General features: G+C 71.0%; 20 protein-coding genes, 1 tRNA gene and 1 other RNA gene. 10 read left to right on the forward strand and 12 right to left on the reverse strand.

Annotation, left to right across the window (positions count from 1 at the left end; all coding sequences use genetic code 11):
• Positions 1–251: 251 nt before the first annotated feature.
• From QRN27_RS18080 to ffs, 4 genes are all read right to left on the reverse strand, one after another.
• On the reverse strand, positions 252–1,340 hold the full coding sequence (locus QRN27_RS18080) for a hypothetical protein (RefSeq protein ID WP_285043438.1): 1,089 nt from the start codon (positions 1,338–1,340) through the stop codon (positions 252–254).
• Positions 1,341–1,722: 382 nt separating this feature from the next.
• A complete protein-coding gene (locus QRN27_RS18085; protein WP_285043439.1) occupies positions 1,723–2,985 on the reverse strand; it encodes an acetate/propionate family kinase in 1,263 nt (420 codons plus the stop codon).
• A gap of 12 nt (positions 2,986–2,997) precedes the next feature.
• Positions 2,998–5,166, reverse strand: a complete 2,169-nt coding sequence (gene pta, locus QRN27_RS18090) for a phosphate acetyltransferase (RefSeq protein WP_285043440.1) — start codon at positions 5,164–5,166, stop codon at positions 2,998–3,000.
• 102 nt (positions 5,167–5,268) lie between these two features.
• An RNA gene (ffs, locus tag QRN27_RS18095) (signal recognition particle sRNA small type) lies at positions 5,269–5,365 on the reverse strand.
• A gap of 154 nt (positions 5,366–5,519) precedes the next feature.
• Here ffs and QRN27_RS18100 point away from each other — a divergent pair.
• From QRN27_RS18100 to QRN27_RS18135, 8 genes are all read left to right on the forward strand, one after another.
• Positions 5,520–6,170, forward strand: a complete 651-nt coding sequence (locus tag QRN27_RS18100; protein ID WP_285043441.1) for an SDR family oxidoreductase — start codon at positions 5,520–5,522, stop codon at positions 6,168–6,170.
• Positions 6,171–6,434: 264 nt separating this feature from the next.
• Positions 6,435–7,004 carry a hypothetical protein gene (locus tag QRN27_RS18105; RefSeq protein WP_285043443.1) on the forward strand — a complete coding sequence of 190 codons (570 nt, stop codon included), beginning with the start codon at positions 6,435–6,437 and terminating at the stop codon, positions 7,002–7,004.
• Positions 7,001–8,044 (forward strand): AAA family ATPase, encoded by a 1,044-nt coding sequence (locus QRN27_RS18110; RefSeq protein ID WP_194670957.1) that lies wholly within the window; start codon positions 7,001–7,003, stop codon positions 8,042–8,044. Before QRN27_RS18105 ends, QRN27_RS18110 begins: the two co-directional genes overlap by 4 nt.
• 58 nt (positions 8,045–8,102) lie before the next feature.
• Complete coding sequence (locus QRN27_RS18115) at positions 8,103–9,473, forward strand: DUF58 domain-containing protein (RefSeq protein ID WP_285043444.1); 1,371 nt, start codon at positions 8,103–8,105, stop codon at positions 9,471–9,473.
• Complete coding sequence (locus QRN27_RS18120; protein ID WP_285043445.1) at positions 9,460–11,937, forward strand: transglutaminase TgpA family protein; 2,478 nt, start codon at positions 9,460–9,462, stop codon at positions 11,935–11,937. Before QRN27_RS18115 ends, QRN27_RS18120 begins: the two co-directional genes overlap by 14 nt.
• 97 nt (positions 11,938–12,034) lie before the next feature.
• Positions 12,035–12,122 (forward strand) — tRNA-Ser (locus QRN27_RS18125).
• Positions 12,123–12,383: 261 nt separating this feature from the next.
• Positions 12,384–12,827, forward strand: a complete 444-nt coding sequence (locus QRN27_RS18130) for a MarR family winged helix-turn-helix transcriptional regulator (protein ID WP_285043446.1) — start codon at positions 12,384–12,386, stop codon at positions 12,825–12,827.
• A 246-nt stretch (positions 12,828–13,073) separates the two neighbouring features.
• Positions 13,074–14,609: an MATE family efflux transporter gene (locus tag QRN27_RS18135; RefSeq protein WP_285043447.1), complete on the forward strand. Its 1,536-nt coding sequence runs from the start codon at positions 13,074–13,076 to the stop codon at positions 14,607–14,609.
• A gap of 210 nt (positions 14,610–14,819) precedes the next feature.
• Here the strand turns inward: QRN27_RS18135 and QRN27_RS18140 are convergent, their stop codons facing one another.
• Positions 14,820–15,320, reverse strand: a complete 501-nt coding sequence (locus tag QRN27_RS18140; protein ID WP_285043448.1) for a GNAT family N-acetyltransferase — start codon at positions 15,318–15,320, stop codon at positions 14,820–14,822.
• 45 nt (positions 15,321–15,365) lie between these two features.
• Entirely contained in the window at positions 15,366–15,731 is a 366-nt protein-coding gene (locus QRN27_RS18145; RefSeq protein WP_285043449.1) for a DUF4406 domain-containing protein, read from the reverse strand.
• 56 nt (positions 15,732–15,787) lie between these two features.
• Between QRN27_RS18145 and QRN27_RS18150 the strand changes: the two genes are divergently transcribed.
• Positions 15,788–16,504, forward strand: a complete 717-nt coding sequence (locus QRN27_RS18150) for a DeoR/GlpR family DNA-binding transcription regulator (RefSeq protein WP_285043450.1) — start codon at positions 15,788–15,790, stop codon at positions 16,502–16,504.
• A 109-nt stretch (positions 16,505–16,613) separates the two neighbouring features.
• On the opposite strand, the gene QRN27_RS18155 is transcribed toward QRN27_RS18150, so the two are convergent.
• The 5 genes from QRN27_RS18155 to QRN27_RS18175 all read right to left on the reverse strand — a co-directional run bounded on the left by QRN27_RS18155 (position 16,614) and on the right by QRN27_RS18175 (position 21,947).
• Positions 16,614–17,354 (reverse strand): glycosyltransferase family 2 protein, encoded by a 741-nt coding sequence (locus QRN27_RS18155; RefSeq protein WP_285043451.1) that lies wholly within the window; start codon positions 17,352–17,354, stop codon positions 16,614–16,616.
• The gene (locus tag QRN27_RS18160) at positions 17,354–18,766 is read right to left on the reverse strand and encodes a bifunctional PIG-L family deacetylase/class I SAM-dependent methyltransferase (RefSeq protein ID WP_285043452.1); all 1,413 of its coding nucleotides are present in this window, start codon (positions 18,764–18,766) and stop codon (positions 17,354–17,356) included. The genes QRN27_RS18155 and QRN27_RS18160 overlap by 1 nt, the downstream gene beginning before the upstream one ends.
• Entirely contained in the window at positions 18,766–19,788 is a 1,023-nt protein-coding gene (locus QRN27_RS18165) for an acyl-CoA dehydrogenase family protein (protein ID WP_285043453.1), read from the reverse strand. The genes QRN27_RS18160 and QRN27_RS18165 overlap by 1 nt, the downstream gene beginning before the upstream one ends.
• A gap of 370 nt (positions 19,789–20,158) precedes the next feature.
• The gene (locus QRN27_RS18170) at positions 20,159–21,169 is read right to left on the reverse strand and encodes a 1-aminocyclopropane-1-carboxylate deaminase (protein ID WP_285043454.1); all 1,011 of its coding nucleotides are present in this window, start codon (positions 21,167–21,169) and stop codon (positions 20,159–20,161) included.
• Between the two features lie 109 nt (positions 21,170–21,278).
• Complete coding sequence (locus QRN27_RS18175) at positions 21,279–21,947, reverse strand: GntR family transcriptional regulator (RefSeq protein WP_285043456.1); 669 nt, start codon at positions 21,945–21,947, stop codon at positions 21,279–21,281.
• A gap of 173 nt (positions 21,948–22,120) precedes the next feature.
• On the opposite strand from QRN27_RS18175, the gene QRN27_RS18180 reads away from it, so the two are divergent.
• Positions 22,121–22,675 carry a hypothetical protein gene (locus tag QRN27_RS18180; RefSeq protein ID WP_285043458.1) on the forward strand — a complete coding sequence of 185 codons (555 nt, stop codon included), beginning with the start codon at positions 22,121–22,123 and terminating at the stop codon, positions 22,673–22,675.
• 24 nt (positions 22,676–22,699) lie between these two features.
• On the opposite strand, the gene QRN27_RS18185 is transcribed toward QRN27_RS18180, so the two are convergent.
• Entirely contained in the window at positions 22,700–23,302 is a 603-nt protein-coding gene (locus QRN27_RS18185) for a GNAT family N-acetyltransferase (RefSeq protein ID WP_285043459.1), read from the reverse strand.
• Positions 23,303–23,346: the final 44 nt, after the last annotated feature.

Here is a 23,346-nt window from a genome sequence, read left to right on the forward strand (position 1 = left end):
CCCTTCGACAAGCTCAGGAACCGAAAGTGGTCGCGCGCCCTTCGACAAGCTCAGGAACCGAAAGTGGTCGCGCGCCCTTCGACAAGCTCAGGGACCGAGAGTGGTCGCGACGCCCTTCGACAAGCTCAAGGACCAGGGGTGGTCGCGAGCCCTTCGACAAGCTCAGGGACCGAGGTGGCGGGGTGCAGCACGAAGCCCCGCCGTCGACCGGAGTCGAGGACGGGGCTTCGTTGGAGGTGAGTCAGCGGTGACTAGGCCGTGACCTGCGCGCCCTTGCGGCGAGCAGCAGCGACGAGCATGCCGGCAGCACCCAGGAGCAGCAGCGCAGCAGCGCCACCGACGAGGACACCCGAGTCCGAACCGGTGTCAGCCAGCGTCGGAACGACCGGAGCACCAGCGGCGACCGGGTCAGCGATGACCGCGATGGAGTCAGCGCGGGCGATGCCGGCGCTGTCGGTCACGGTGAACGTGTAGGTACCGACCTGGATGCCCTCGCCCTCGAGGGTGAGGCCCGCAGCTGCGAAGCCACCGGTCTCGTCGGCGATGACCGTGTTGGCACCGTCAGCCGAACCGAAGATCTCACCGTTCGGGTCGGTCACCGCGAACGACAGGGTGTCGCCCGGGTTGAAGCCCGTGACGGTCACGCTGAAGCCGGCGCCACCGGGGCGGACGTCGGAGAAGTAGATCGTGTCGGGGTCGACGACAACCAGCGGGTTGAAGACCGGTGCGACGACCGCAGCAGCGAAGTTGTACGTGTCGGCACCGAACGTGATGGTCTGCAGCGTGTCGACCGTGCCGGCGTTGGCGAAGACACCGAACGCGAGGAGGTTGAAGTCTCCGAGCGCAGCGTCGACCTCGGCGACCGTGTAGTTGGTGTCCACGTCGAGGCCAGGAACTGCCTGGCTGACGACCCAGTCGCCGCCCAGGTTCTCGACACCGGGAAGCGCGGGACGCAGGGTGGTGAACGTCGCGTCCGTGCCGTCGGCGAAGACCGGGATCTGCGCGTACAGGTCGTCCTCGACCGAGGTGTACGTGAGGCCGCCTGCGACGGTCGTGAAGCCGCCGGCCTCGACCGCGATGCCTGCGTCTTCGTTGAACCCGTAGATGATCTGCGAGTCGCCGGTCATGGTGAGGCCGGCCTCGCTCAGGACGGCCGGAGCACCGGGAGCGGCGACGCCCTCGTGCCAGCCGGTGTAGTTCGTCTCGTCGGGCGCGATCTGGTCTGCGGTGACCTGGATCTCCGCTGCGGACGCGGGGCCTGCGATGAGGAGGGTGGAGCCGGCGACAACTGCGAGGCCGGTGGCGAGAGCCGCAGTGCGGCGTGACGTCTTCAAATTCACTGAGGTGAGTACTTTCGTCTAGGGGTCCGACAGCGTGACGTACGCGCCGGTTTCCTGAGACTAAGCGGATTCACAGGCAAAGGTAATAGGGGGAACCACTCATTCTTTTGTCCTCCGCTCGGGGGACATAGGTGAGTGACACTTCGACAGGCTCAGTGACCGGAGCCCGTTCGCCGGGTTCGCCAGCGGATGGCGCTCGGGCCGCGTCTTGCGCGGGTCGCCGGGGCCGCCCTTCGACAGGCTCAGGGACCAGGGATGGCCGCGGAACCCTTCGACAGGCTCAGGGAGCGGGGGTCGCGTCCAGGACGGCAGCACCCTTCGACAAGCTCAGGGACCGGGGATGGTCGCGGAGCCCTTCGACAGGCTCAGGGACCGGGGGTCGCTAGGCCAGGGCGGCGACCGTCTGGCGGGCGATCTCGAGTTCCTCGTTCGTCGGGACGACGAGCACTGTGACCGGCGAGTCGTCCGTCGAGATCACTCGGATGCCACGCACACGCTCCGCGTTGCGCTCCTCGTCGAGGACGATGCCGAGCCCCTCGAGCCCCTGCACCGCACCGGCACGGATCTGCGGCGCGTTCTCCCCGACGCCGGCCGTGAAGACGACGACGTCGAGACCACCGAGCACCGCGAGGTACGCGCCCAGGTAGTGCCGCAGGCGGTGGACGGTCACGTCGAGCGCGAGCTGCGCCGCCTCATCACCGTTCGACGCCGCGTCCGAGACGTCGCGCATGTCGCCCGTGCCCGACAGGCCGAGCAAGCCGCTGCGACGGTTGAGCAGCGTGTCGAGCTCGTCGAAGCCGAGCCCCGCCTTCCGGTGGAGGTGGAACAGCACCGCCGGGTCGATGTCGCCCGAGCGCGTGCCCATCACGAGGCCTTCGAGCGGGGTCATGCCCATCGACGTGTCGACCGAACGGCCTCCGTCGACGGCGCACACCGACGCCCCGTTGCCGAGGTGGAAGACGATCTGCTTCAGCTCACCGAGCGGGCGGTCGAGGTAGGCGGCCGCCGCCTCCGACACGAACTTGTGCGAGGTGCCGTGGAACCCGTACCGACGGACCCGATGCTTCGCCGCGAGCTCGGCGTCGATCGCGTAGGTGTACGCCGCTGCCGGGATCGTCTGGTGGAACGCGGTGTCGAACACGGCCACGTGCGGCACGTCCGGGAACGCCGCCTGCGCGGCGGTGATGCCCTGCAGGTTCGCGGGGTTGTGCAGCGGGGCGAGTTCGGAGATGTCCTCGATGTTGATCTTCACGAGATCCGTGACGACCGTCGGCTCGAAGAAGCGCTTCCCGCCGTGCACCACCCGATGCCCGACCGCGATCGGCGCATGCTCCTGGAGCGACGGACCGTGCTCGGCGAAGGCGTCGAGCATGACGCGGAACCCGGCCGTGTGGTCGGGGATCGCCCGCTCGATGATCCACCGCTCCTCGATGGGCGTCGCGTCAGTGTCGGTCGCATCACCCTCGGTCTCGTCGGCCTCGCCCGAGGTCGCGTCCTCATACGTCATCGCGCGGTGTTCGGCCGCGCCCGTCGCGTCGCCGATCCGTTCGACGAGCCCGCTGGCGAGCGTCCGCTCCGTCTCGACATCGATGAGCTGGTACTTGAACGACGAGGAACCGGAGTTCACGACGAGGACGGTGGGCATGTGCGTGTGGACCTATTCCTGCTCTTGCGCCTGGATGGCGGTGATGGCGACCGTGTTGACGATGTCCTGCACGAGGGCACCGCGCGACAGGTCGTTGATCGGCTTGTTCAAGCCCTGCAGCACCGGCCCGATGGCGACGGCACCGGCCGAACGCTGCACCGCCTTGTACGTGTTGTTGCCGGTGTTGAGGTCGGGGAAGATGAACACCGTCGCGCGGCCGGCGACCTGCGAGTCGGGCATCTTCGTCGCGGCGACCGCGGCGTCGGCGGCAGCGTCGTACTGGATCGGCCCCTCCACGAGGAGGTCGGGGCGACGCTCCCGGACCTGCCGTGTGGCCGACCGCACCTTCTCGACGTCGGCACCCGCACCGGAGTCTCCGGTGGAGTAGGACAGCATCGCGATCCGCTGCTCGATCCCGAACTGCTCGGCCGTCTCGGCCGAGGAGATCGCGATGTCGGCGAGCTGGGCGTCCGTCGGGTCGGGGTTGACCGCGCAGTCGCCGTACACGAGCACGCGGTCGGCGAGCGCCATGAGGAACACGCTCGACACGACGGAGACGCCGGGCTTGGTCTTGATGATCTCGAACGACGGGCGGATCGTGTGCGCCGTCGTGTGCGCGGCACCCGACACCATGCCGTCGGCGAGGCCGAGGTGCACCATCATCGTGCCGAAGTAGGAGACGTCGGTGACGGCGTCGTTCGCCATGTCGATCGTGACGCCCTTGTGGGCCCGCAGGCGTGCGTACTCCTGAGCGAACTTGAAGCGAAGCACTGCGTCGAAGGGGCTGACGATCGTCGCCTTGCTGAGGTCGATGCCGAGCTCGATCGCCCGCGACCGGACCTCGATCTCCTCACCGAGGATGGTGAGGTCGGCGACCTCGCGGGCCAGCAGCGTGCCGGCGGCACGCAGGATGCGGTCGTCGTCGCCCTCCGGCAGCACGATGTGTTTGCGGTTCGACCGGGCCCGCTCGAGCAGACCGTACTCGAACATGAGCGGCGTGACGACGTCGGCTCGCGCGACGTTGAGCAGCTCGAGCAGCAGCGGAGCGTCGACGTTCTGCTCGAACAGCGCGAGTGCGGTGTCGTACTTGCGCTGCGAGTCGGCGGCGAGGCGACCGCGGGTGTTCATGACGCGGACCGCCGTGTCGTACGTGCCGAGGTCGGTGCTGACGATCGGCGGGATCTCGCCGAGGCCCGAGATGAGCTCCTCGACGGCCTCGGGCAAGGGGAACCCGCCGTTCAGGACGATGCCGGCGATCGACGGGAAGGTGTCGGAGGCGTTCGCCATGAGCGCGGCGAGCAGGACCTCGGTGCGGTCGGCGGGGATCACGATGACCGCGCCCTCCGTCAGCCGCGGCAGCACGTTGACCATCGACATGCCGGCCACGACGACGCCCAGTGCCTCACGGGTGAGGAGTTCGGCGCTGCCCTTCACGAGGGTGCCGTCGACGGCTTCGAGGATGCTGTCCATCGTCGGCGCGATGAGGAAGGTGTCCTCCGGGATGGCCCAGACGGGCACCATCGCTGCGCCGGCGGCGTGACCCGCCGGGGCGACGACGGACGCACCCGAGGAACCGTTGGGGTGGATCGCGTCGCTGATCGCCGCCGTGATCTCGAGCAGCTTGTCGGGGTCGGCACGGTTCGCGACGACGGCCAGCAGCTGGGCGTGGGCGTCGGCCAGCTCACCGAGTGCGAGCTCCGCGATGTTGCGCATGTCGTCGGGCGTGCGCGCGAGCGACTGACCGAGCTGCTCCCCCGACCCCTGGCCGGCGCGGCCGCCGAGCACGAGGAGGACGGGCGCACCGAGGTTCGTGGCGATCCGGGCGTTGTAACCGAGCTCCGTCGGGCTGCCGACGTCGGTGTAGTCCGAGCCGAGGATGACGACGGCGTCGCACTGCGCTTCGACGTGCTTGTACCGCTGGACGATGCGCGAGAGCGCCGCCTCGGGGTCGGCGTGCACGTCGTCGTAGCTCACGCCGATGCAGTCCTCGTAGGAGAGGTCGACGCCGTCGTGCTCGAGCAGCAGCTGCAGCACGTAGTCGGGTTTCGTCGTCGAGCGTGCGATGGGCCGGAACACCCCGATCCGCTCGATCTGATGACTCAGGGTGTCGAGCACCCCGAGGGCCACCGTCGACTTCCCGGAGTGTCCTTCGGCAGAGATGATGTAGATGCTTCGCGCCACGCGTTCCAGCCTACGGGGGCGGCGTCCGTGGGGGCTGGGTAACCGCACAATGTCGGGTTGCACTGGCGCGAGCAGGCCCGGTGGAGGAAGGTGCCGGGCGCACGAAAAGACTCCCCGCGCACCCGCCAGAGCCCGGTTACCCTTGCTGCGTTTCCGCCCTGGGGGAGTTGGCCTGGATGGCGCCACGCGGGGAGCCGTCACCCAGTGTACCCGAGCCGCGGCCGGGTTGCGTACGCTCCGTCGGAGGCGTTGACTGGCGGATCTGGGGCCACCGGCCACAGACCCTCGATCGACCGCCGCCCCCACGAACGCGCGGCGCGAGGATCGACACCGCATCGAACGAGAGGACTCACATGACCGACGTCGTCATCGCCGGAGGACACGGACAGATCGCGCTGCACCTGCAGCGGCTGCTCGCCGAAGCAGGCCACACCCCCGCGGGCATCATCCGCAACCCCGAGCAGGTGGGCGAGCTCCAGGGCATCGGCTCCCGCGCCATCGTCCTCGACCTCGAGCACTCCTCGCCGGCCGAACTCGCCGACGAACTCGCCGGAACCGACGTCGTCGTGTTCGCGGCCGGAGCCGGCCCGAACAGCGGCGCCGACCGCAAGCTCTCCCTCGACCGCGACGGGGCCGTCCTCCTCGCCGAGGCAGCCGAACTCGCCAAGGTCCCGCGCTACATCATGGTGTCCGCAATGGGCACCGACGACTTCGACCCGGAGTCGGACGACGTCTTCCAGGTGTACCTGCGCGCGAAGTCCGAAGCGGACGCCGACCTGCGCGGCCGCGACCTCGACTGGACGATCGTCCGCCCGGGCGGCCTGACCGACGACGCCCCCGCCGGCACGATCACCGCCGCGAAGACCACCGACCGCGGCTCGATCCCGCGCGCCGACGTCGCCGCCGTGCTGTTCGCGCTCATCGAGTCCGGTGCGGCCTCCCGCACGCAGTTCGAGGTCATCGGCGGCGAGACCCCGATCCGCGAGGCGCTCTCCGCGCTGTAAGACATCCGCACCTCGACAGGCCCGGCGAACGGCTCCCCGTTCCCGGGCCTGTCGTGGTTTCCGGCGCCCTCGGTCCATGTCCCGGTCCCTGAGCCCGTCGAAGAGTGGGCACCGCCGCAGCTTCGACCGTGTGCGATCGACCCCGAGCACATATGAAGCTCCTGTGCGGCATCGCCTAGGGGTGTTACCTGTTCGTTATCAGTCCTAGGATCGGGCAGACGGGTTCCGGCCCGGACGATGCACGCAGCGCGACGGAGGCCGACGATGGACCAACGCTACGACCCCGCGTTCCAGCGCGGACACACCGACCAGCGCTCCCGCCCGAACGCCGTCGACTCCGGCCGTCGGAGCCGCCTCGCCTCCCTCGAGGAGGTCGCGCCGCAACTCATCCAGCCGCCGACCGACGGCCGCCCGGTCCGTCCGCCCACCGACGACCGCTTCGACGACGGCCCACGCGCCCGCGTCGAACCCTTCCGCCAGGGAGCACCGACCGGCACCGCCCCGGAAGCCGGCCCGTCCGCCGAGGACCTCGCCCGCTGGGCCGACGAGGACGACGCGGCCCGCGCCGCCGCATCGGCCCGTGCCGCGCAACTGGAACGCGCGCTGTGGGCGGTCGGTGTCGTCCTCGCGGTCGGCGGTGGCCTCGCCATCTGGTTCGCCACGAGCAACGGCTACCGCGGTTGGAACGGCACCGGAGAAGGCCCACCGATGGCGTTCCTCGTCTTCCAGACCATCCTGTCGATCGGTCCGTGTCTCGTGACGGTCGGGCTCGCCACCATCGTCGCGCTGCTGTTCAGGCGTTTGCACGACCACGACCGCAGGAGCCGACCATGACCGAGCAGAGCAGTCTGGGCCGCGCGACGAGGGACTCCGTCGCCGAACTGAACCCCGCCTTGACCGCCGTGGAGTTCCAGCTCCTCGCCGAACGCATCCTCGACAACGTCGAACGCGTCATCGACGGCAAGCCGTTCGCCGCCCGCATGGCGCTCATCGTGATGCTCGCCGAAGGGCACCTGCTGATCGAGGACGTCCCCGGCGTCGGCAAGACCGTCCTCGCAAAGGCCCTCGCGGCCTCCGTCGGCAGCTCCGTCCGCCGCATCCAGTTCACGCCCGACCTGCTCCCCTCCGACGTGACCGGCGTCTCGATCTTCAACCAGGTCGATCGCGAGTTCGAGTTCAAACCGGGCGCCGTGTTCGCGAACATCGTCATCGCGGACGAGATCAACCGCTCCTCCCCGAAGACGCAGTCGGCGCTCCTCGAATCGATGGAGGAGGGCCAGGTCACGGTCGACGGCGAGACCCACGCGCTGCCGTCACCGTTCACCGTCGTCGCCACCCAGAACCCGCTCGAGATGGAGGGCACGTACGCCCTGCCGGAAGCCCAGCGCGACCGCTTCATGGCGCGCATCTCCATGGGCTACCCCGACCCCGACGCCGAACTCGCGATGCTGCGCCAACGCGACACGGTGAACCCACTGGACACGATCGGCCCGGTCGCCTCGCGCGGGGACGTCGAACGCCTCATCGCCTGGGCACGCGGCGTGTTCGTCTCACCGATCGTGGAGCAGTACTGTGTGTCGCTCGTGCAGGCGACGCGGGTGCACCCGGAACTCCGCCTCGGGGCGAGCCCCCGTGCCACGCTGCAACTCATCCGCGCCGCGAAGGTCCTGGCGGCGCTCGACGGCCGCGAGTTCGTCCTCCCCGACGACATCGACCAGCTGCTCGCCCCGGTGCTCGCGCATCGCCTCATCCCGACGCGCCGCGCAGTGAGCGCCCACGACCGCTCGGGGGTGCAGGCGGTCGCCGAGGTGCTCGTCGAACTCCTCGAACGGACCCCGGTGCCGCACTCCGGCCGAGCCGAGGCGAGGTCCTGACCGTGCACCCGCACAGCGAACGTCGGGTCCTCGCGACGCGTCGGGCGGTTCCGGGCCCATGAAGCGTCGGATCCCGTTGACGAGACGCGCCGTCGGCGTACTCATCGCGGCCGGCGCGTGCCTCATCTTCGCGCGCGGGATCGGGTCGCCCGAGCTCCTCGCCGCCGCCGGACTCCTCATCGCCCTCGTCGCCGCCAGTTTCGGCGCCGTCTACCTGGAACGCCCCTCGCTCCGGGTCGACCGCACGACGCGGCCGGACCTCGTCGCCGTCGGCGGTCGAATCTCGGTCGAGGTCTCCATCGCCGAGACGAGCGCGCTGCCGCACGTGCACACCGAGTGGAAGGACCGCATCCCGTCCGGGCTCGACGGCGACGCGAGCGGCACGCTCCCGAGCACGGGCGTCGCCGGCATCGGTTCGCGCCGGCGGACCGCCGAATACACGGTGACGGCGTTGCGACGCGGCCAGCACGAGCTCGGTCCGCTCGGCCTGGCGGTGAGCGACCCGTTCGGGCTGGTCGTCCGCCGGCGGAACGTCGGTGGGACCCACGCGGTCGTCGTCCTGCCTGAGGTCGTGGTCCTGCCGGAGATCCCCGCGCTGACCGCCAGCCGCGACGGCTCCACCCGGCCTTCGTCCCTGCGCGCGGGCGCCGGGGAGGACGACGTCATCGCCCGCCCCTACCTCCCCGGCGACGCGATCCGGCGTCTGCACTGGCGGGCGAGCGCGCACCACGGTGAGCTCATGGTCCGCCAGGAGGAGCAGCGCAACGACCCCGAGGCGACCGTGCTCCTCGACACCGCCGCCGCCCACTGGGCCTGGCCCGACGACGACCCGTCCCACCTGCCGGCGTTCGAGCAGGCCGTCTCCCTCGGCGCATCGATCACCGCGCACCTCGTCGACGCCGAGTACCGGGTGAACCTCGTCGGTGCCGGGAACGAGGCACTCTCCCGCGAGGTCGGCGCCGGCTCGGCGGCGAACGGCCTGCGCTCCAGCCCCGTCGGCGGCATGGGCGACGCACTCGAACGCGGCGGGCAGCACCTCGAGGACGACGACCTCGACGCCGCGCTGCTCGACCTCGCGCTCCTGCGTCCGTCGCACGAGCCGACCCGGTTCCTCGACCTCTCCCCCGTCATCGCTGCGCGTCGCACGCAGCCCGTCATCGCGATCCTCGGCGATGTGGAGGAGGGCGACCTCGGCGAACTGACGGAGGTCGCACGGCTCTCCCCGCTGCCCATCGCGCTGCTGCCCGCCGGCGCGCGACGCCGGACCGTCGAGCTGCTGGAGCTCGCCGGGTGGCGGTGCCACGTCGGCGAACGCGGCGCATCGTTCGCGGCGCTGTGGCTCGACAGCAGTGGCCCCGCGACCACCGCCGGGTCGTCCCGGTCGACCGCCGGAAACGGTCGTCGCGGGGGTGCGTATGTCCGTCGCTGAGGGACGTCGCGCGGCCGAGACCGCCAGCGCCAGACAACGGGCGGCCGGTCCCGCCTCGCGCGACCGGGCACGCCCGACCGGAGCCGGGACCAGCGGCGGATCGTGGTCCGGGGTCGACAGCGGTCGACCGGAAGACCCACGTGCGTCCGCGACCACCGGAGACCTCCGGCTCGCCCTCGCCGCGTTCGCCCTCCTCGTGACCGGCGGCCTCGGTTTCGGCCGCGTGCTCGACACGCTCGACTGGTGGGTCGTGGCGAACGTCGTCATCGCGATCGTCCTCGCCAGCGCCGTCCTGCTCCGACGCACCAGGCTGCCGGCGGTGTTCGTGTGGATCGGTTCCGCCGTCGTCTGGCTCATCACCATCACCATCGGCTTCGCCAGCGGCACCGCCATCCTCGGCGTCGTGCCGACACCGACCACCCTCGCAACCTTCGAACGCCTCCGCGACGCCGGGTTCCAGACCTTCCACGACGGGTCCGCGCCGCTGGACACAGACGCCGGGGTCGTCTTCGTGATGGCCGCCGGCGGTGGCCTGGTCGCCCTCGCCGTGGCCTGGCTCGTCCTCGGCCGACATGCACCGGTCCTCGCGGGCGTCCTCGTCTTCGCGGTCTACGCCGGCCCCACCGTCGCCGTGTCGTTCCCGCTCGACCCCTGGGTGTTCGCCGCCGTCGCGCTCGCTTTCCTCTGGTTGCTCCGCGAGGACGTGCGACGCCGGGAACGGTTGCGAGAGGCCGCCTCGGCCCGTGCGGCCGGCGCCACCCGACGGACGGGAACGACGGCGATCGCGGGGCGCTTCGGCAGTGTCGGCCCCGCGGTCCTCGTCGGCGCGGTCGCCGTCGTCGTCGCCCTCCTCACCCCGGCCGCCCTCCCCGACCTCGCCGTCCGCGACGTGACCGCCGGTGCCCGCGGCAACGGCCCCTTCGCCAACGGCATCAACCCGCTCATCTCCCTCGGCCAGAGCCTGCGACGCCCGGCGAACACGACCGCGCTCGAATACACGACCACCGCCGACGACGCGCCTTACCTCAAGGTCACCGACCTCAGCGACTTCACGGGCAACGTCTGGGGCCCCGACAACTCCGGCTACAACGACGGCAACTCACTCGACGCCTTCCCCGCGCCGGCCGGGCTCAGCGAGGCTATCCCTGTGGAGACGTTCGAGACCACCGTCACGGTGGACTCGCTGTCGAGCCCGTGGCTGCCCCTGCCCTATCCGACGCAGAAGGTCGACGGGCTCCGCGGTGACTGGCGGTTCGAAGCCGCCGGGCTGACGGCGATGGCGGAGCGCGGGTCCACCCGTGGCCAGACGTACACGGCGACCAGCACGGCGATCCTGCCGACGGCGCAACAGATGCGCGACGTCCCACCCGTCGCCGACCCGGCGTCCGCGGCCCCGTACCTCGAGCTGCCCGATGAGCTGCCGCAGATCATCCGTGACACCGCCGCCGAGGTCACCGCGACCGCCTCGACCGACTACGACCGGGCGATCGCCCTGCAACGGTACTTCCGCAGCTCGTTCGAGTACTCCGAATCGGCACCCGTGGAAGAGGGCTTCGACGGCAGCGGCGCGGAGGTCATCGCGACGTTCCTCGAACGCAAGGCCGGGTACTGCATTCACTTCTCCTCCGCGATGGCCGTGATGTCGCGCGTCCTCGGCATCCCGGCGCGCATCGCCATCGGGTATCTGCCCGGCACGACCATCGACAACACGCCGTCGAACCGCGGCACCTACATCGTGACCTCCGACCAGCTGCACGCGTGGCCGGAACTGTACTTCGAGGGCGTCGGCTGGGTGCCGTTCGAACCGACCGCGAGCCGTGGGGTCGTGACGCAGTTCACCGACACGAGCGCTGCGACACCGGGAAGTGGATCGGTGAGTCCCGACAGCCGTCCGGCTCCGACCGCGGCATCGACGCCCACGCCGACGGCTGGGGCCCTCGGCGGATCGACGGCCACCCAGACCGGCGGTGGCCTGCCCGCCATGCTGGTGCCGCTCGCGATCCTGCTCGGCGTGCTCGTGCTCCTCGCCACACCCTCGATCGCCCGCGGTGTCCGGCGGGCGGCCGGGCGTCGACGGGCGCACGCCGCCGGGACCTCGGCCGGCTGGGCGTGGGCGGAGTTCGTCGACAGCGCTAGGGATCTCGGGTTCCCGGTGACGACGTCGGAGTCGCCGCGCGGTTTCGCGGCGAGACTGCACGGGCAGTTCCAGGTCGATTCGCCCGCGATCGAGCGGCTCGTCACCGCCGTCGAGCGGGAGAGTTACGCGCGGGCCGACACCGCCCGCGCGTCCGGTGGCGAGCCTGCGGCGAGCGCCGACGCCGTCGAGGCCGCGCTCGGTGAGGCGAGGGTTGCCCTGCGCGCCGTGAGCCCGCCGATCGAACGGGTCCTGTCGGTGGTGTTCCCGCGGTCGCTCGTGTCGCACCGGGACCAACGCGTCGACTGGCGGCCCCCTGCCGCGAGCTGATCCGCCGGTGGCGACCGGTGCGAGGTGCCGGCAGGTGGCGCGCGGGGGTCCGCGAACCAGGTATGCTGCTATCTGGCCGTTTTTCACAAACAGCCGAGGAGAATTCGCCTAGTGGCCTATGGCGCACGCTTGGAAAGCGTGTTGGGTTAACGCCCTCGGGGGTTCGAATCCCCCATTCTCCGCCAGCAATACACAGAACGCCCCACGGATTCGTGGGGCGTTCTGTGTTTCCGGGGTTTGTGTCTTCGGGTCCGCCCCCTCTCCCAGCGCGGTGCGCTGACGTGAACGCGGGTCGTACGCGTGAGCGCGGGTCTCCGGAGGGGTGCGCCCGCGGCTCCGACCCGCGCCCGGGCCGAACTGTCGGTTTTCGCGTCAGAGCACCGCGCTGGCAAGAACAGATCGTTCATAGGTTGACGGTTAGAGATCGAAGCGTTAGTGTTCTAACCATGGACGACGAGACACCCGCCTTCACCAGCACCCTGCAGATGGTCCGTTGGATCGGGTGGGCACAGCGCAAGGCCGGCGAGGACTGGATCCGCGCCCGCGAACTCAGTCACGAACAGGCCTTCGTCCTCGGGTACCTCGTCCAACATCCAGGCTCGATCCAACGCGACATCGCCGAGGTGAGCCGGACGAGCGCCGCCAGTGTCTCGAGCCTCCTGCAGGGGCTCGAGCGCCGGGACCTCGTCGAACGCCGTGCGGAGGACGGGAACGCGCGCACCAAACGCGTCTTCGCCACGCAGCTCGGCGCCGACCTCATCGACGGGTTCGAAACCGCGATGGCCGACGCCGACGACACCATCCTCACCCCGCTGGACCAGAGCGAACGCGACACCCTCCACGCTCTGCTCACGAAGCTCACGGCGAACCTGCCGCAGCCGACCCGCTGACCACCGCTCGGGGAACCCGAGCTCCCTGACCGCCCGGCGAGACCAATCGCCACGCGCGTCACCCACCGCCGACGGCGATGGCCACCGCCATCACGCTCACCATCGCCACGACGGCGCTGTCCGTCGCGCCCGGACGCCCGCTGAGCTCGTCCGCCCAGCCCCCGACCGTCACCCTCCTCGCAACTCACCCCTCGCCTCGCCGGCGCTCATCGTCGCGCCCGGAACCTGCCCGAAACGGAGCCTCCCATGCACCCCGAACACCACGCCCATCACGAAGCCGACGCGTCCGTCGCCGACAACACCGCTTCCCCGACCGCCGCCACCGTCGAGCCCGGCGCGTCACCCGACCACACCCCGACCCTCGCCTCGTCCGCTGCGGACACGGTCGGGAGCAACCGCTGGTACCTCTCGACCGCCCCGATCATCCGAGCGCTCGTCCACCTGTGCGTCCCGATGGCGGCCGCTCTCGTCGTCAGCGCCGTCTACAACCTCATCAACGCCGGCGTCGTCGGTTCGCTCCACGACACCACCCTGCTCGCCGCGATCACGCTCGGAGCGCCGATCCTCGGACTGATCATGGCCATCGGCGACCTGTTCGGCGTCGGCGGCGGCGCGCTCATCTCGAGGCTCCTCGGCGCCTCGGAACGCGACCCCGCGCAGGCCGGTGACATCAAACGCGCCGCCACCTTCGCCGTCTGGGGAGCCTTCCTCACCGGTGCCGTCCTGGGCGGGATCGGCCTCGTCTTCCTCGGCCCACTCGTGTCGCTGCTCGGGGCGGATGCCGTCACCGCGCCGGCGACCTCCGCGTTCATCGGCGTCATGCTCGCGTTCGTCCCCGTCATGGCGACCGCATTCTGTCTGGAACAGCTCGTCCGAGCCGAGGGTGCTGCCCGTCAGGTGATGATCGCGCTCATCGCCTCCGCCGTCGCCAACCTCGTCCTCGACCTCGTCTTCATCCTCGGGTTCGGCTGGGGTGTCGCCGGTGCGGCACTCGCGATGGGCCTCGCCAACCTCGGTGTCCTCGTCTACTTCGTCGCGTGGTTGCAGCGCAACAGCGAGTACGTGAGCCTGGCACCGCGCTGGTTCACGCTGTCGTCGACCATCCTCAAGCCGATCCTCAGCGTCGGCGTCAGCACCCTGCTCCAGTCGGGATTCCTCATCGTCACCGCGCTTGTGCTGAACACGCTGGCCGCGGGCTACGGAGACGCGCCGCTCGCCGCCATGGGGGTCGCGGTCCGGATCGCCCAGGTACCGGAGTTCCTCGTCATGGGGGTGACGTTCGGTGTGCTCCCCCTTCTCGCCTACGCGTTCGGCAAGGGTGACGGTGCGCGTCTGCGTTCGGCCCTCCGAGCCTCTGCCCTCACGGTCGGCGGGATCTCGGTGCTCTTCGCCGGCGTCGTCTTCGTCCTGCGCGAGCCGATCGTCTCCGCGTTCATCGCCGATCCGGCCGTCCTCGGGCTCGGCGTCACGATCCTCGTCGCGCAGCTCACCGCGATGATCGCCAACGGCTTCACCGGGCTCATCACCTCGCTCTTCCAAGCGACCGGGCGGGCACTCGCTGCGACGGTCATGGCCGTCACCCAGGGGGTGTTGTTCGTCCCCATCGTGCTGCTCGGCAACCTGTGGTTCGGACTCGGGGGCATCGTCTGGTCGCTGACCGTCACGGAGGTCATCGTCTTCCTGGTGGGCGTGCTCCTGTGGCTCGGCTCGCGGGCGGCCATCGACCGAGGGCTCGCCGCCGGCTCCCCGGAACGAGCCGACGCGCAACTCGCCGACGCCTGACGGGCTGCCAGCGCGGTGCGCTGACGCGAGCGCGGGTCACCCGTGTGGGCGCGGGTCTCCAGAGGGCCGCGCCCACGCGCATGACCCGCGCTCACGCCGACAACCCCGACCTCACGTCAGCGCACCGCGCTGGGGCCCGAACCAGGGCGCTCGGGTCGGCGCACCGCGGTGGCGACACCCCCCCCGGGAGCACGGGCCGTCCCGGGAGCATCACCGCACCGGGGCGTCCAGGGGGATCCGCATCACCGCGTTCTCGATGAGCACCCCGCGACGCTCGACCCGCTGCTCGCGGACCACGACGAAGCCGTGACGCTCGAACACCGGCTGCGCGGTCCGACTCGCCTGCACGGTCACCTCCCGGAGCCCCACCGCCCGGGCTTCGTCGAGCACCTGACGGATGAGTGCGGAACCGACACCGCGTCGTCCGGCGTCCGGATCGACGAACAGCATGTCGAGGTAGCCGGTCTCGAGGTCAAGGTCGGTGAATCCGACCACCGCGTCGTCGATGACGGCGACCCACGTCGTCACTGCGGCACGTCGCGCGGCCCAGTCGTCGAGCACGGCGCCGGCCGGGTCGTCGGGCACCCATGCGGCGAGCTGCTCGGCCGCGTAGTGGGCGGCAGCGGTCACCCGCACCGCGCGTTCGAAGACCTCTCGGGTCGCTCGGGCATCGGCATCGCGGTAGGGGCGGATCAGGACATCGTCGAGCACGCGGGTCAGCCTAGCCGGACCGCCGCGACTCCGCGGGCGGCGGCGTCAGCCCTCGATCGCCGGGATCTGCGCGAGGTCGGTGTACACGGGGATCCCACGCTCGCGGGCGATCGCGACGTCGGTGTCGGCACCGGAGGACTCACCCGGCAGCCGGAGCACCGCGTCACAGTGCTGCAGCAGGCGCCTCGCCGTCTCGTACATGACGTCGCCATCGCCGGCCGCGGTTCCGGCGTCGATCCCGCGGAGGATCGGAAGAGCGACCCACTCGCCGATCATCGGCACGTGACCGAGGGCGTAGATCGGCGCGGCAGCGGCTTCGAGGCGTTCAAGGTTGCGGGCGATGGCGGCCGGGTCGCCACCGGTTCCGGAACGGTAGGGGCCGGCGATGAGGATGAGGAGTGGTGTGTTCATGCCCAGCACTGTAGCGTTAACCACGCACAAACGTGCAACATCGTGAAGGAGTACGCATGCTGAGCGCACAACGTCGAACGCACCTCCTCGACCTCCTCGAGCGCGAGGGCCGGATCGTGGCCAAGGAGGCCGCGGCCTCGCTGAGCGTGTCTGAGGACTCGATCCGCCGCGACCTCCGCGACCTCGCCGACGCCGGTCAGTGCATCCGCGTCTACGGCGGAGCACTGCCGGTGCCCGCGGCAGACCGCCCCTTCGCGGAACGGCTCTCCCTGGAGACGGACAGCAAGGAGCGCGTCGCCCGGGTCGCCGCTGCACGCATCCGCCCGGGCAGCACCATCATCATCGACGCCGGCACCACGGCCCTCGCCCTCGCCCGCCTGCTCCCCGACGACCCGACCCTCACCGTCATCACCCCGAGCCCCGCCGTCGCCCTCGCCGTGGCCGAGCATTCGCCGGCACGCGTGATCATGATCGGCGGCGAACTGGGACGGCACTCGATGGTCGCCAATGGAGCCCTTGCAGCCGAGGCGATCCGACGGCTGAGCGCCGACGCGTGCTTCCTCGGCGTCACCGGGGTGCACCCGGAGCAGGGTCTCACCACCGGGGAACTCGACGACGCCGCGACGAAACGCGCCCTCGCCGAGCGCAGCACCGAGGTCTACGTGCTCGCGAGCGAGGAGAAGATCGGCGCCGTCTCCCGGTACCCGGTGCTCGACCTCGACGAGGTCACCGAGGTCATCGTCGACCCGGAGGGCACGACCACGACCCCGTGAGGTGGCGTCAGGCGCGCCGGCGCGTCAGATGGCCGGAACAGGCAGGCGACGAGGACGGCCAGGCGAGCACACCGGCCAGACGATCGGGGACCTCAGACGATCCGCGAGCTCAGACGATCGGGTACGTCTCGGCGAGGAACGCCGCATACCCACCCGGCGTGCGACCACGGCGACGCCCCGAGGTCTCGACCGCGCCGTCCAGCGTCGGCACGACCCGGAATCCCGCCGCCCGCGCCCGCTCGACGACGTCGACGTCCTCGTGCTCGGCCAACTCGCGGAACCCACCGATCGCCTCGAGCCGATCGGCCCGGACACCGAGGTTCGCCCCGTGGACGTTCCCCGGCAGATGCCCGGCAGGATGCGTCTCCAGCCACCGCTCCACATCGCGCTCGGAGAAGTCGCCGAAGTCGGGACGGACTGTACCGAGCAGGACGTCCACGCCGGCGTCGAAGGCGTCGGCGTGGACGGACAACCAGTCCGCCGGGACGCGAGAGTCGGCGTCCGTGTTCGCGATCCACCGCTCCGTCGGGCCGGCCTCGCCGAGTTCAGTCGCGGTGTCGACACCCGCGCGGCGGGCCGCGCCCACGCTGCGCTCATCGACAGCCACCACCGCCGTGGTCGGCCCGCCGTCGTTGCCGGACCCGGCGTCGACGCCAAGACCGGCGAGGCGCTCCATCACGATCCGGGCGGTGTCGTCACGGCAGTCGTCGAGCACGACCACGAGGCCCACCTGCAGGCCGGGGCGACGACGCTGCACCTCGGCGCGGGCGATGAGCACCGCGTCCAGGCAGGCGCCGATCAGCTCCTCCTCGTCGTGGGCCGGCACGACGACGTCGATCCGTCGCAGCATCAGGACGTCAGACCGTCCACCGAGGCGACGCTCGCCTCACCAGCCGGCACGAGGACGTCGAGCAGGAAGTCGTCCTCGACGTGCTGGACCGAACGACGGCCGGGCCAGCGTTCGAGCAGCCGACGGTGGACGAACTCGGCCGAGGTCGCCGCGTGATCGTCGGGATGACGCCAGTGGCACGCCACGATACTGCCGTCCGGGGTGAGCGATCCGAGGATCCGGTCGATGACGCGGTCGAGGTCCGCCTCGGACAGGTAGTAGCCGACCTCGGACAGCACCACGAGGTCGAACTCGCCGTCCGGCCACTCGTCCGGTACGGTCCGGCGTTCGAACCGGGCGGTGGGGACGTGTCGTCGGGCGAGCTGCAACGGCGCCTCGGCGATGTCGACACCGAGCACCTGGTCACTGCGTTCCGCGAGCCTCGCGGTGAGCACCCCGGTGGCGCAGCCGAGTTCGAGCACCGAGCGGTACCGCTGGCGCGGCAGCGCGGCGAGGAGCACCTGACGCTTCCGCGCCTCGTACCAGGACCCGAAGTCCCAGCCGTCGGGGTGCTCGCGGTAGTGGTGTTCGAAGGACTCCTGCGACCGCGAGCCGTCAACCTGCCCGACCGCCGCCGTTTTGAGCACGTCAGGTTCCGCGGCGAGGTCGAGTGCCCGCTCGTTCGGGAAGAGCACCTCGAAGCGACGCGCGTAGTGCTGCAGGTGGTGGTGGTCGACGATGGCCTCGTCGCCGGGGGCGTCGGACAGCGGTTCCGTCTGGGACGGGTAGGCGTCCATCGCGGCGATCTTCGCCCCGTGCGCCGCGGCGTCGAGCGGCACGATGCGCGCCTCGTTCCACGGCAGCGTGTCGTCGTCAGTGTCGGCCCAGTGCCAGAGCCAGATCGGGAACTCGACGAGCGCGAGGTCTCGTTCGATCGCGAGCGCGGCGGCGAGCTCACCGGCGATGCGGTGGTCGCGGTGGCCGTCGCCGCGCCAGGGGGCGACGATGAGCGGCTGCGTTCCGGCTGCGTCGACCGCCGAGCGCAGGGACGCGGCGATGGCGGAGCGTTCCGCGTCGAGCCCGCCGTCCGGGACCCGCAGGACCTCGTGGGCGACCCGGGCGCCGAGTCTGGTGACGGCCTCGATGAACTCGGCCTCACGGCGGGGAGCGAGCTCCTCCGGGGTGGTCGTCGGCGAATCGGGGTGCGAGCCCTCACCGAGCGTGACGAGGAGGACGGTGACGGGGATCCCGGCGGCTGCCGCTGCGGCGATCAGCCCGCCGGCGCCGAGCGACTCGTCGTCCGGATGGGGCGAGAGGACGACGAGGCCCGTCGCCTGCCGCCAGCCGTCCCAGACGGGCAGGTCGAGCTCGTGCAGGCGCGTGCCCCAGGCGGCTGCGGAGGTGCCGGGGTCTCGGTGGTCGAAGGCGGGCATCAGTCGGCCTCTACCAGCATGCGGCCGTAGCGCGCGAGGTCGCGATCGCCGTGGTCCTGCTGCACGTACAGCTCGAGGTCGGACATGCGCTCGAGGTAGGCGGGTTCTGCGGTGAGCGGACCGGGCCCGAGCGCGCCGAGGACGCCGGAGCGGATCGCGTCGACCCGGGCACGGACCGTCGACCGCACGCGCTGCGCGAGACGAGGACCGGCAGCGCCGTCGGCCTGGCCCCCTTCGATCGCCGTGGCCGCGTCAGCGATGGCCTGCTCCGCGATCGCGAGATCGATGGCGGCCGACCCGAGGGTGCGGAGGAGGAGTTCGGCGTCCGGTCGTGCGCGTGCCGCAGTGAGCAACCGCTCGACGAGGGTGCTCGCGCCGCCCCACCAGCAGGCCGCGACGCCGATGCCACCCCAGGAGAAGCCGGGTCGCCGGAGGTACCAGCCGTCGTCGCCGACGGGTGCTGCGGGAACGACGTCGAAACCGACGGGGGCGCTGGGGACGAGCGGCATTCCGCGGGCGAGCCACGCGCTGTCGTCGGTGGTGACCCCGGGTGCGGACAGCGCGACGGCGAAGAGGCGCCGCACGTTCGGCCCGGTGTGGGCGGTGACGAGGGCGTCGCTGAGGCTCGAGGCGAGCGAGCACCACGGCTTCGTCCCGCTGAGGACCCAGCCGGCGTCGACACGGACGGCGTCGAGCCGGACGCCGGGTGCTTCGGCCGCGAAGACCCCCCACGTGGTGTCGGGCGAGGGCTCGAGCTCCGCCTGGCGCAGGATGGCGAGCGCGTCGAGGTGCGGTTCGACGACGCGCGCGAGGGTGACGTCGACGGCGGCGATCGCGGCGAGACCCGCGAAGACGCGCCCCGCGGTGTGCTGTTCGAGCGGACCGACGAGCTCGACCGCCTGTCGGGTGAACGCGAGCCGCGATGCGAGATCGGTGATCGAGCCCGCCGCCGCAGCGTCGAGGGCCGGGAGGTCGAGCGTGATGCCGCTGGTCGGCCAGGCGGTCGACTGCAGACGGATCATGCGATCCGGTTCTGGTGTCGGGGTTCCATCGGTGCGCGCATGCGACCTCCTCGCGTCGTGGAGCTCCCAGTCTCGCACCCGCTCGCGCAGACCCGACCGGGTGGACCGAGGTGATCGACCCTGCTAATGCGGCCAGCGCGGTCCGCTGACGCGAGCGCGGGTCACCGGCACGAGCGCGAGTCAGGGTCATCCGACCAGCGCGATGCGCTGACGCGAGCGCGGGTCACAGCGGTGAGCGCGGGTCTCCGGAAGGGCGCGCTCACGCGCCTGGCCCGCGCCCGCGCCGATTCCGTGCCACTCGCGTCAGCGCACCGCGCTGGCAACCGACCACGACGCACTCCGACGCACGCCGTGCGAGGAGCCGGCGGGATCAGTCGCGGAAGAGGGCGCTGTACGCGTTGATCGCCGGCTGCCCACCGAGGTGCGCGTAGAGCACGTTGCTCGACGCCGGAATGTCACCGCTCGTCACGAGGTCGATGAGCCCTGCCATCGACTTCCCCTCGTAGACCGGGTCGATGATGACGCCCTCGAGTCGTCCGGTCAGCCGGATCGCCTCCATCGTCGATTCCACCGGGATCCCGTAGAGGTCGCCGGCCCAACCCTCGAGCACGGTGATCTCCTCGTCCCGCAGATCGCGGTCGAGCCCGATGAGCGACGCCGTGTTGCGGGCGATGCGCGCCACCTGGTCGCGGGTCTCCTGGATCTTGGCGGAGGCGTCGATCCCGATGACCCGGCGGGGTCGATCCTGGCCGGCGAACCCGGCGATCATGCCCGCGTGCGTCGAGCCGGTGACGCTGCAGACCACGATGGTGTCGAAGAACACGCCCAGCTCGCGCTCCTGCTGCTCGACCTCGGCGGCCCAGTTCGCGAACCCGAGCCCGCCGAGCCGGTGGTCGGAGGCACCCGCCGGGATCGCGTACGGGACGCCGCCGCGGTCGCGCACGTCGTCGAGGGCGCGCTCCCAGCTCGACTTGAAGCCGATGCCGAAGCCGGCGGGGTCGAGACGCACCTCGGCACCCATGATGCGCGACAGCATGATGTTGCCGACGCGGTCGTTGACCGAGTCGGGCCAGTCCACCCAGTTCTCCTGGACGAGCACGGCCCGCATGCCGAGCTTCGCCGCGACCGCCGCGACCTGCCGCGTGTGGTTCGACTGGTACCCGCCGATCGAGACGAGGGTGTCGGCCCCCTGGGCGATGGCCTCCGGGATGAGGTACTCCAGCTTGCGGGTCTTGTTGCCGCCGTAGGCGAGACCGCTGTTGACGTCCTCGCGTTTGGCCCAGATCGTCGCGCCACCGAGGTGGGCGGTCAGCCGGTTGAGTTCGTGGACGGGGCTCGGTCCGAAGGTGAGCGGGTAGCGGGCGAAGTCGCTGAGGGACATGGTGCTCCTGGAGGTCGGTGGTGCGGCGGGTGTGCTGGTGGCGGTGATGCGGCTGTGACGGTTCGGCGGGTGGCGCAGGGGAAGCGGCTGTCCGTTTGGACCGCGCTCGTCAGTCCTCGTCGAGGTGGGCGACGACGAGGTCGGCGAGCGTCGTCCAGTTGCCCCGGACGAGTGCTGCGGCGGCGTCGACGTCTCCCGCCGCGCACCGATCGACGAGCGCGTCGTGCTGCGCGATCGACCCCCGGGCGGCGACCGAGGAGAACCGGAGGCGTTCGACCCGGCGCAGCAGGGGCGTGACGGCTTCGAGCGCGTCGCGGACGAACGGGTTGCCGGCGACGTCGACCGCGACGGCGTGGAACGCATCGTCGGCCTCGAGCGCGGCATCGGTGTCGTCCCGCTGCAGGGCTGCCTCGAAGTCGCGGTTGGCCGCGCGCATGCGGTCGAGGTCGGCGTCGGTCAGGTGCGGCACCGCCTCGCGGACGGCGAGTTCGTGCATGGCCGCAGCGACGGCCTGTGCCTGCAGCGTCGCCCTCGTGTCGAGTGGGGCGACCACGGTGGACCGACCCGGTTTCGCGATCACGAGCCCGCTGCGAGCCAGCCGGAGGACCGCCTCCCGGATGGGCGTCCGGCTCACGCCGAGCCAGCGCTCGAGTTCCGTGTCGACGAGCTTCTCGCCGGGCGTGAACGTGCCGTCGACGATGGCGTTCCGCAGGGAGCGGTAGACGTCGTCCCTGAGGAGGGCTCGGCGGTGCGGCTGGGCGGTTGCGGGAGCGGGCATGCAATATATTGCACATCGCAAAGCGGAGAAGTCAAGTGACGGCCGTCGATGCATGGGGCTGGTTCCCCCGAGACCGCCGGAGTAGGACATTCGTCCTACTTGTCCCCCAGATGGCGGATTGTCGCACCACTGAAAGCACGCCACGATGGTCGGCGGGGAAAGAGGTGCGCGTGATGCAACGGGGGGATGAACCGGTGACGGTCCGGCCGCACCCGCGCATCCTGTTCAACACCGTCCTGAGCGCCGCCATCGTGATCCTGCCCGTCTGGGGCGTCTCGCTCTGGCTCGTCGGCCCCGCCCCGAGCATGGAGCACACCTGGGTGGTCACGCTCGGCATCGTCGGCCTGATCGCCCTGCTGATCCTCGCGACCCTCTCGCGTCGCCGACGCATCGTCGTGTGCCACGACGGCTTCATCGAGCAGCCCGTCCTCGGACGCCAACGGTTCGTCCCTCGTCAGGCCATCGGCCGCAGCCTGCTGTTCGAATTCGGCGGACGCGGCCAGCGGACGAGTTCACAGTTCTTCGTCTGCGACACGGAGAACCGACCCCTGCTCCGCATGCGCAGCAGCCGCTGGAGCAACGACAGCATCACGGCCGTCGTCGCCGCCTACGAGGGTCCGGTGGAGCGGCCTCGGCAGCCGGTGTCACTCGACGACCTGCGGGAGGACCACCCCGGTCTCCTCACGCCCCTCGAGCGCCTGCGGTGGGCGCGCGCCGAACTGCTGTAGTCGGTACCCGCGGAGCGCCCGGAGTCAGAGCGCTTTCGCGTACCAGACCGCGCCAGGGTCACCGTCGACGCGGGTGAAGCCCGTCCGCTCGTAGAACCGCTGTGCGCCCGTGTTCGAGACACCGACGCCGAGGTGGACCCCTGGCACGCCGCGTTCGGCGAGCAGCCCGCAGAACGCGTCGATGAGTCGCCTCCCGAGCCCCATGCCCTGCGTCTCCGGGAGGAGGTCGATGTGCAGATGCGCCGGGTACTGCGCGAGGAGCTCGGGTGCCAGGCCGATCCGTTCTGTGGCCGACCGGACGATCCCACGCTCCTGCTCGGAGGCGGCACCGGAGGACGCGGCCGCCTCGTACTTCCCGACGACCGTCGGCCACCAGCGTTCGACGAACCAGCGGTCGAAGGCGGCGGTGTCTGCCGTGCCGAGGATGTAGCCGATCGGGCCGGCGCCCGCATCGACGAGGAGTGCCAGCTCCGGCTCGTGGTCGACGTAGGGCAGCGCGTAGACGTCCGGCAGCAGCTCGTCCGTGCTGAAGTGCCCGGTCGCGTCCGCCCCGGAGTCGCCAGTCCGGGTGCAGATCGTCGCGACGGCGGAACGGTCGGTGGGGCGGTAGGCGCGGATCTCGGTCACCGCGCCAGCCTAGACCCCGGCCCCCTCGCCAGACCCCGGCCTCT

This window comes from Plantibacter sp. LMC-P-059a (genome assembly GCF_030209505.1).
In the GTDB taxonomy this organism is placed as follows: domain Bacteria; phylum Actinomycetota; class Actinomycetes; order Actinomycetales; family Microbacteriaceae; genus Plantibacter.

Coding starts and splice junctions, on each gene's coding strand:
- QRN27_RS18085 (WP_285043439.1), bottom strand. CDS start 2,985: ATGCCCACCGTCCTCGTCGTGAACTCCGGTTCCTCGTCGTTCAAGTAC.
- QRN27_RS18100 (WP_285043441.1), top strand. CDS start 5,520: ATGACCGACGTCGTCATCGCCGGAGGACACGGACAGATCGCGCTGCAC.
- QRN27_RS18105 (WP_285043443.1), top strand. CDS start 6,435: ATGGACCAACGCTACGACCCCGCGTTCCAGCGCGGACACACCGACCAG.
- QRN27_RS18110 (WP_194670957.1), top strand. CDS start 7,001: ATGACCGAGCAGAGCAGTCTGGGCCGCGCGACGAGGGACTCCGTCGCC.
- QRN27_RS18115 (WP_285043444.1), top strand. CDS start 8,103: ATGAAGCGTCGGATCCCGTTGACGAGACGCGCCGTCGGCGTACTCATC.
- QRN27_RS18120 (WP_285043445.1), top strand. CDS start 9,460: ATGTCCGTCGCTGAGGGACGTCGCGCGGCCGAGACCGCCAGCGCCAGA.
- QRN27_RS18130 (WP_285043446.1), top strand. CDS start 12,384: ATGGACGACGAGACACCCGCCTTCACCAGCACCCTGCAGATGGTCCGT.
- QRN27_RS18135 (WP_285043447.1), top strand. CDS start 13,074: ATGCACCCCGAACACCACGCCCATCACGAAGCCGACGCGTCCGTCGCC.
- QRN27_RS18145 (WP_285043449.1), bottom strand. CDS start 15,731: ATGAACACACCACTCCTCATCCTCATCGCCGGCCCCTACCGTTCCGGA.
- QRN27_RS18150 (WP_285043450.1), top strand. CDS start 15,788: ATGCTGAGCGCACAACGTCGAACGCACCTCCTCGACCTCCTCGAGCGC.
- QRN27_RS18155 (WP_285043451.1), bottom strand. CDS start 17,354: ATGCTGCGACGGATCGACGTCGTCGTGCCGGCCCACGACGAGGAGGAG.
- QRN27_RS18160 (WP_285043452.1), bottom strand. CDS start 18,766: ATGCCCGCCTTCGACCACCGAGACCCCGGCACCTCCGCAGCCGCCTGG.
- QRN27_RS18165 (WP_285043453.1), bottom strand. CDS start 19,788: ATGATCCGTCTGCAGTCGACCGCCTGGCCGACCAGCGGCATCACGCTC.
- QRN27_RS18170 (WP_285043454.1), bottom strand. CDS start 21,169: ATGTCCCTCAGCGACTTCGCCCGCTACCCGCTCACCTTCGGACCGAGC.
- QRN27_RS18175 (WP_285043456.1), bottom strand. CDS start 21,947: ATGCCCGCTCCCGCAACCGCCCAGCCGCACCGCCGAGCCCTCCTCAGG.
- QRN27_RS18180 (WP_285043458.1), top strand. CDS start 22,121: ATGCAACGGGGGGATGAACCGGTGACGGTCCGGCCGCACCCGCGCATC.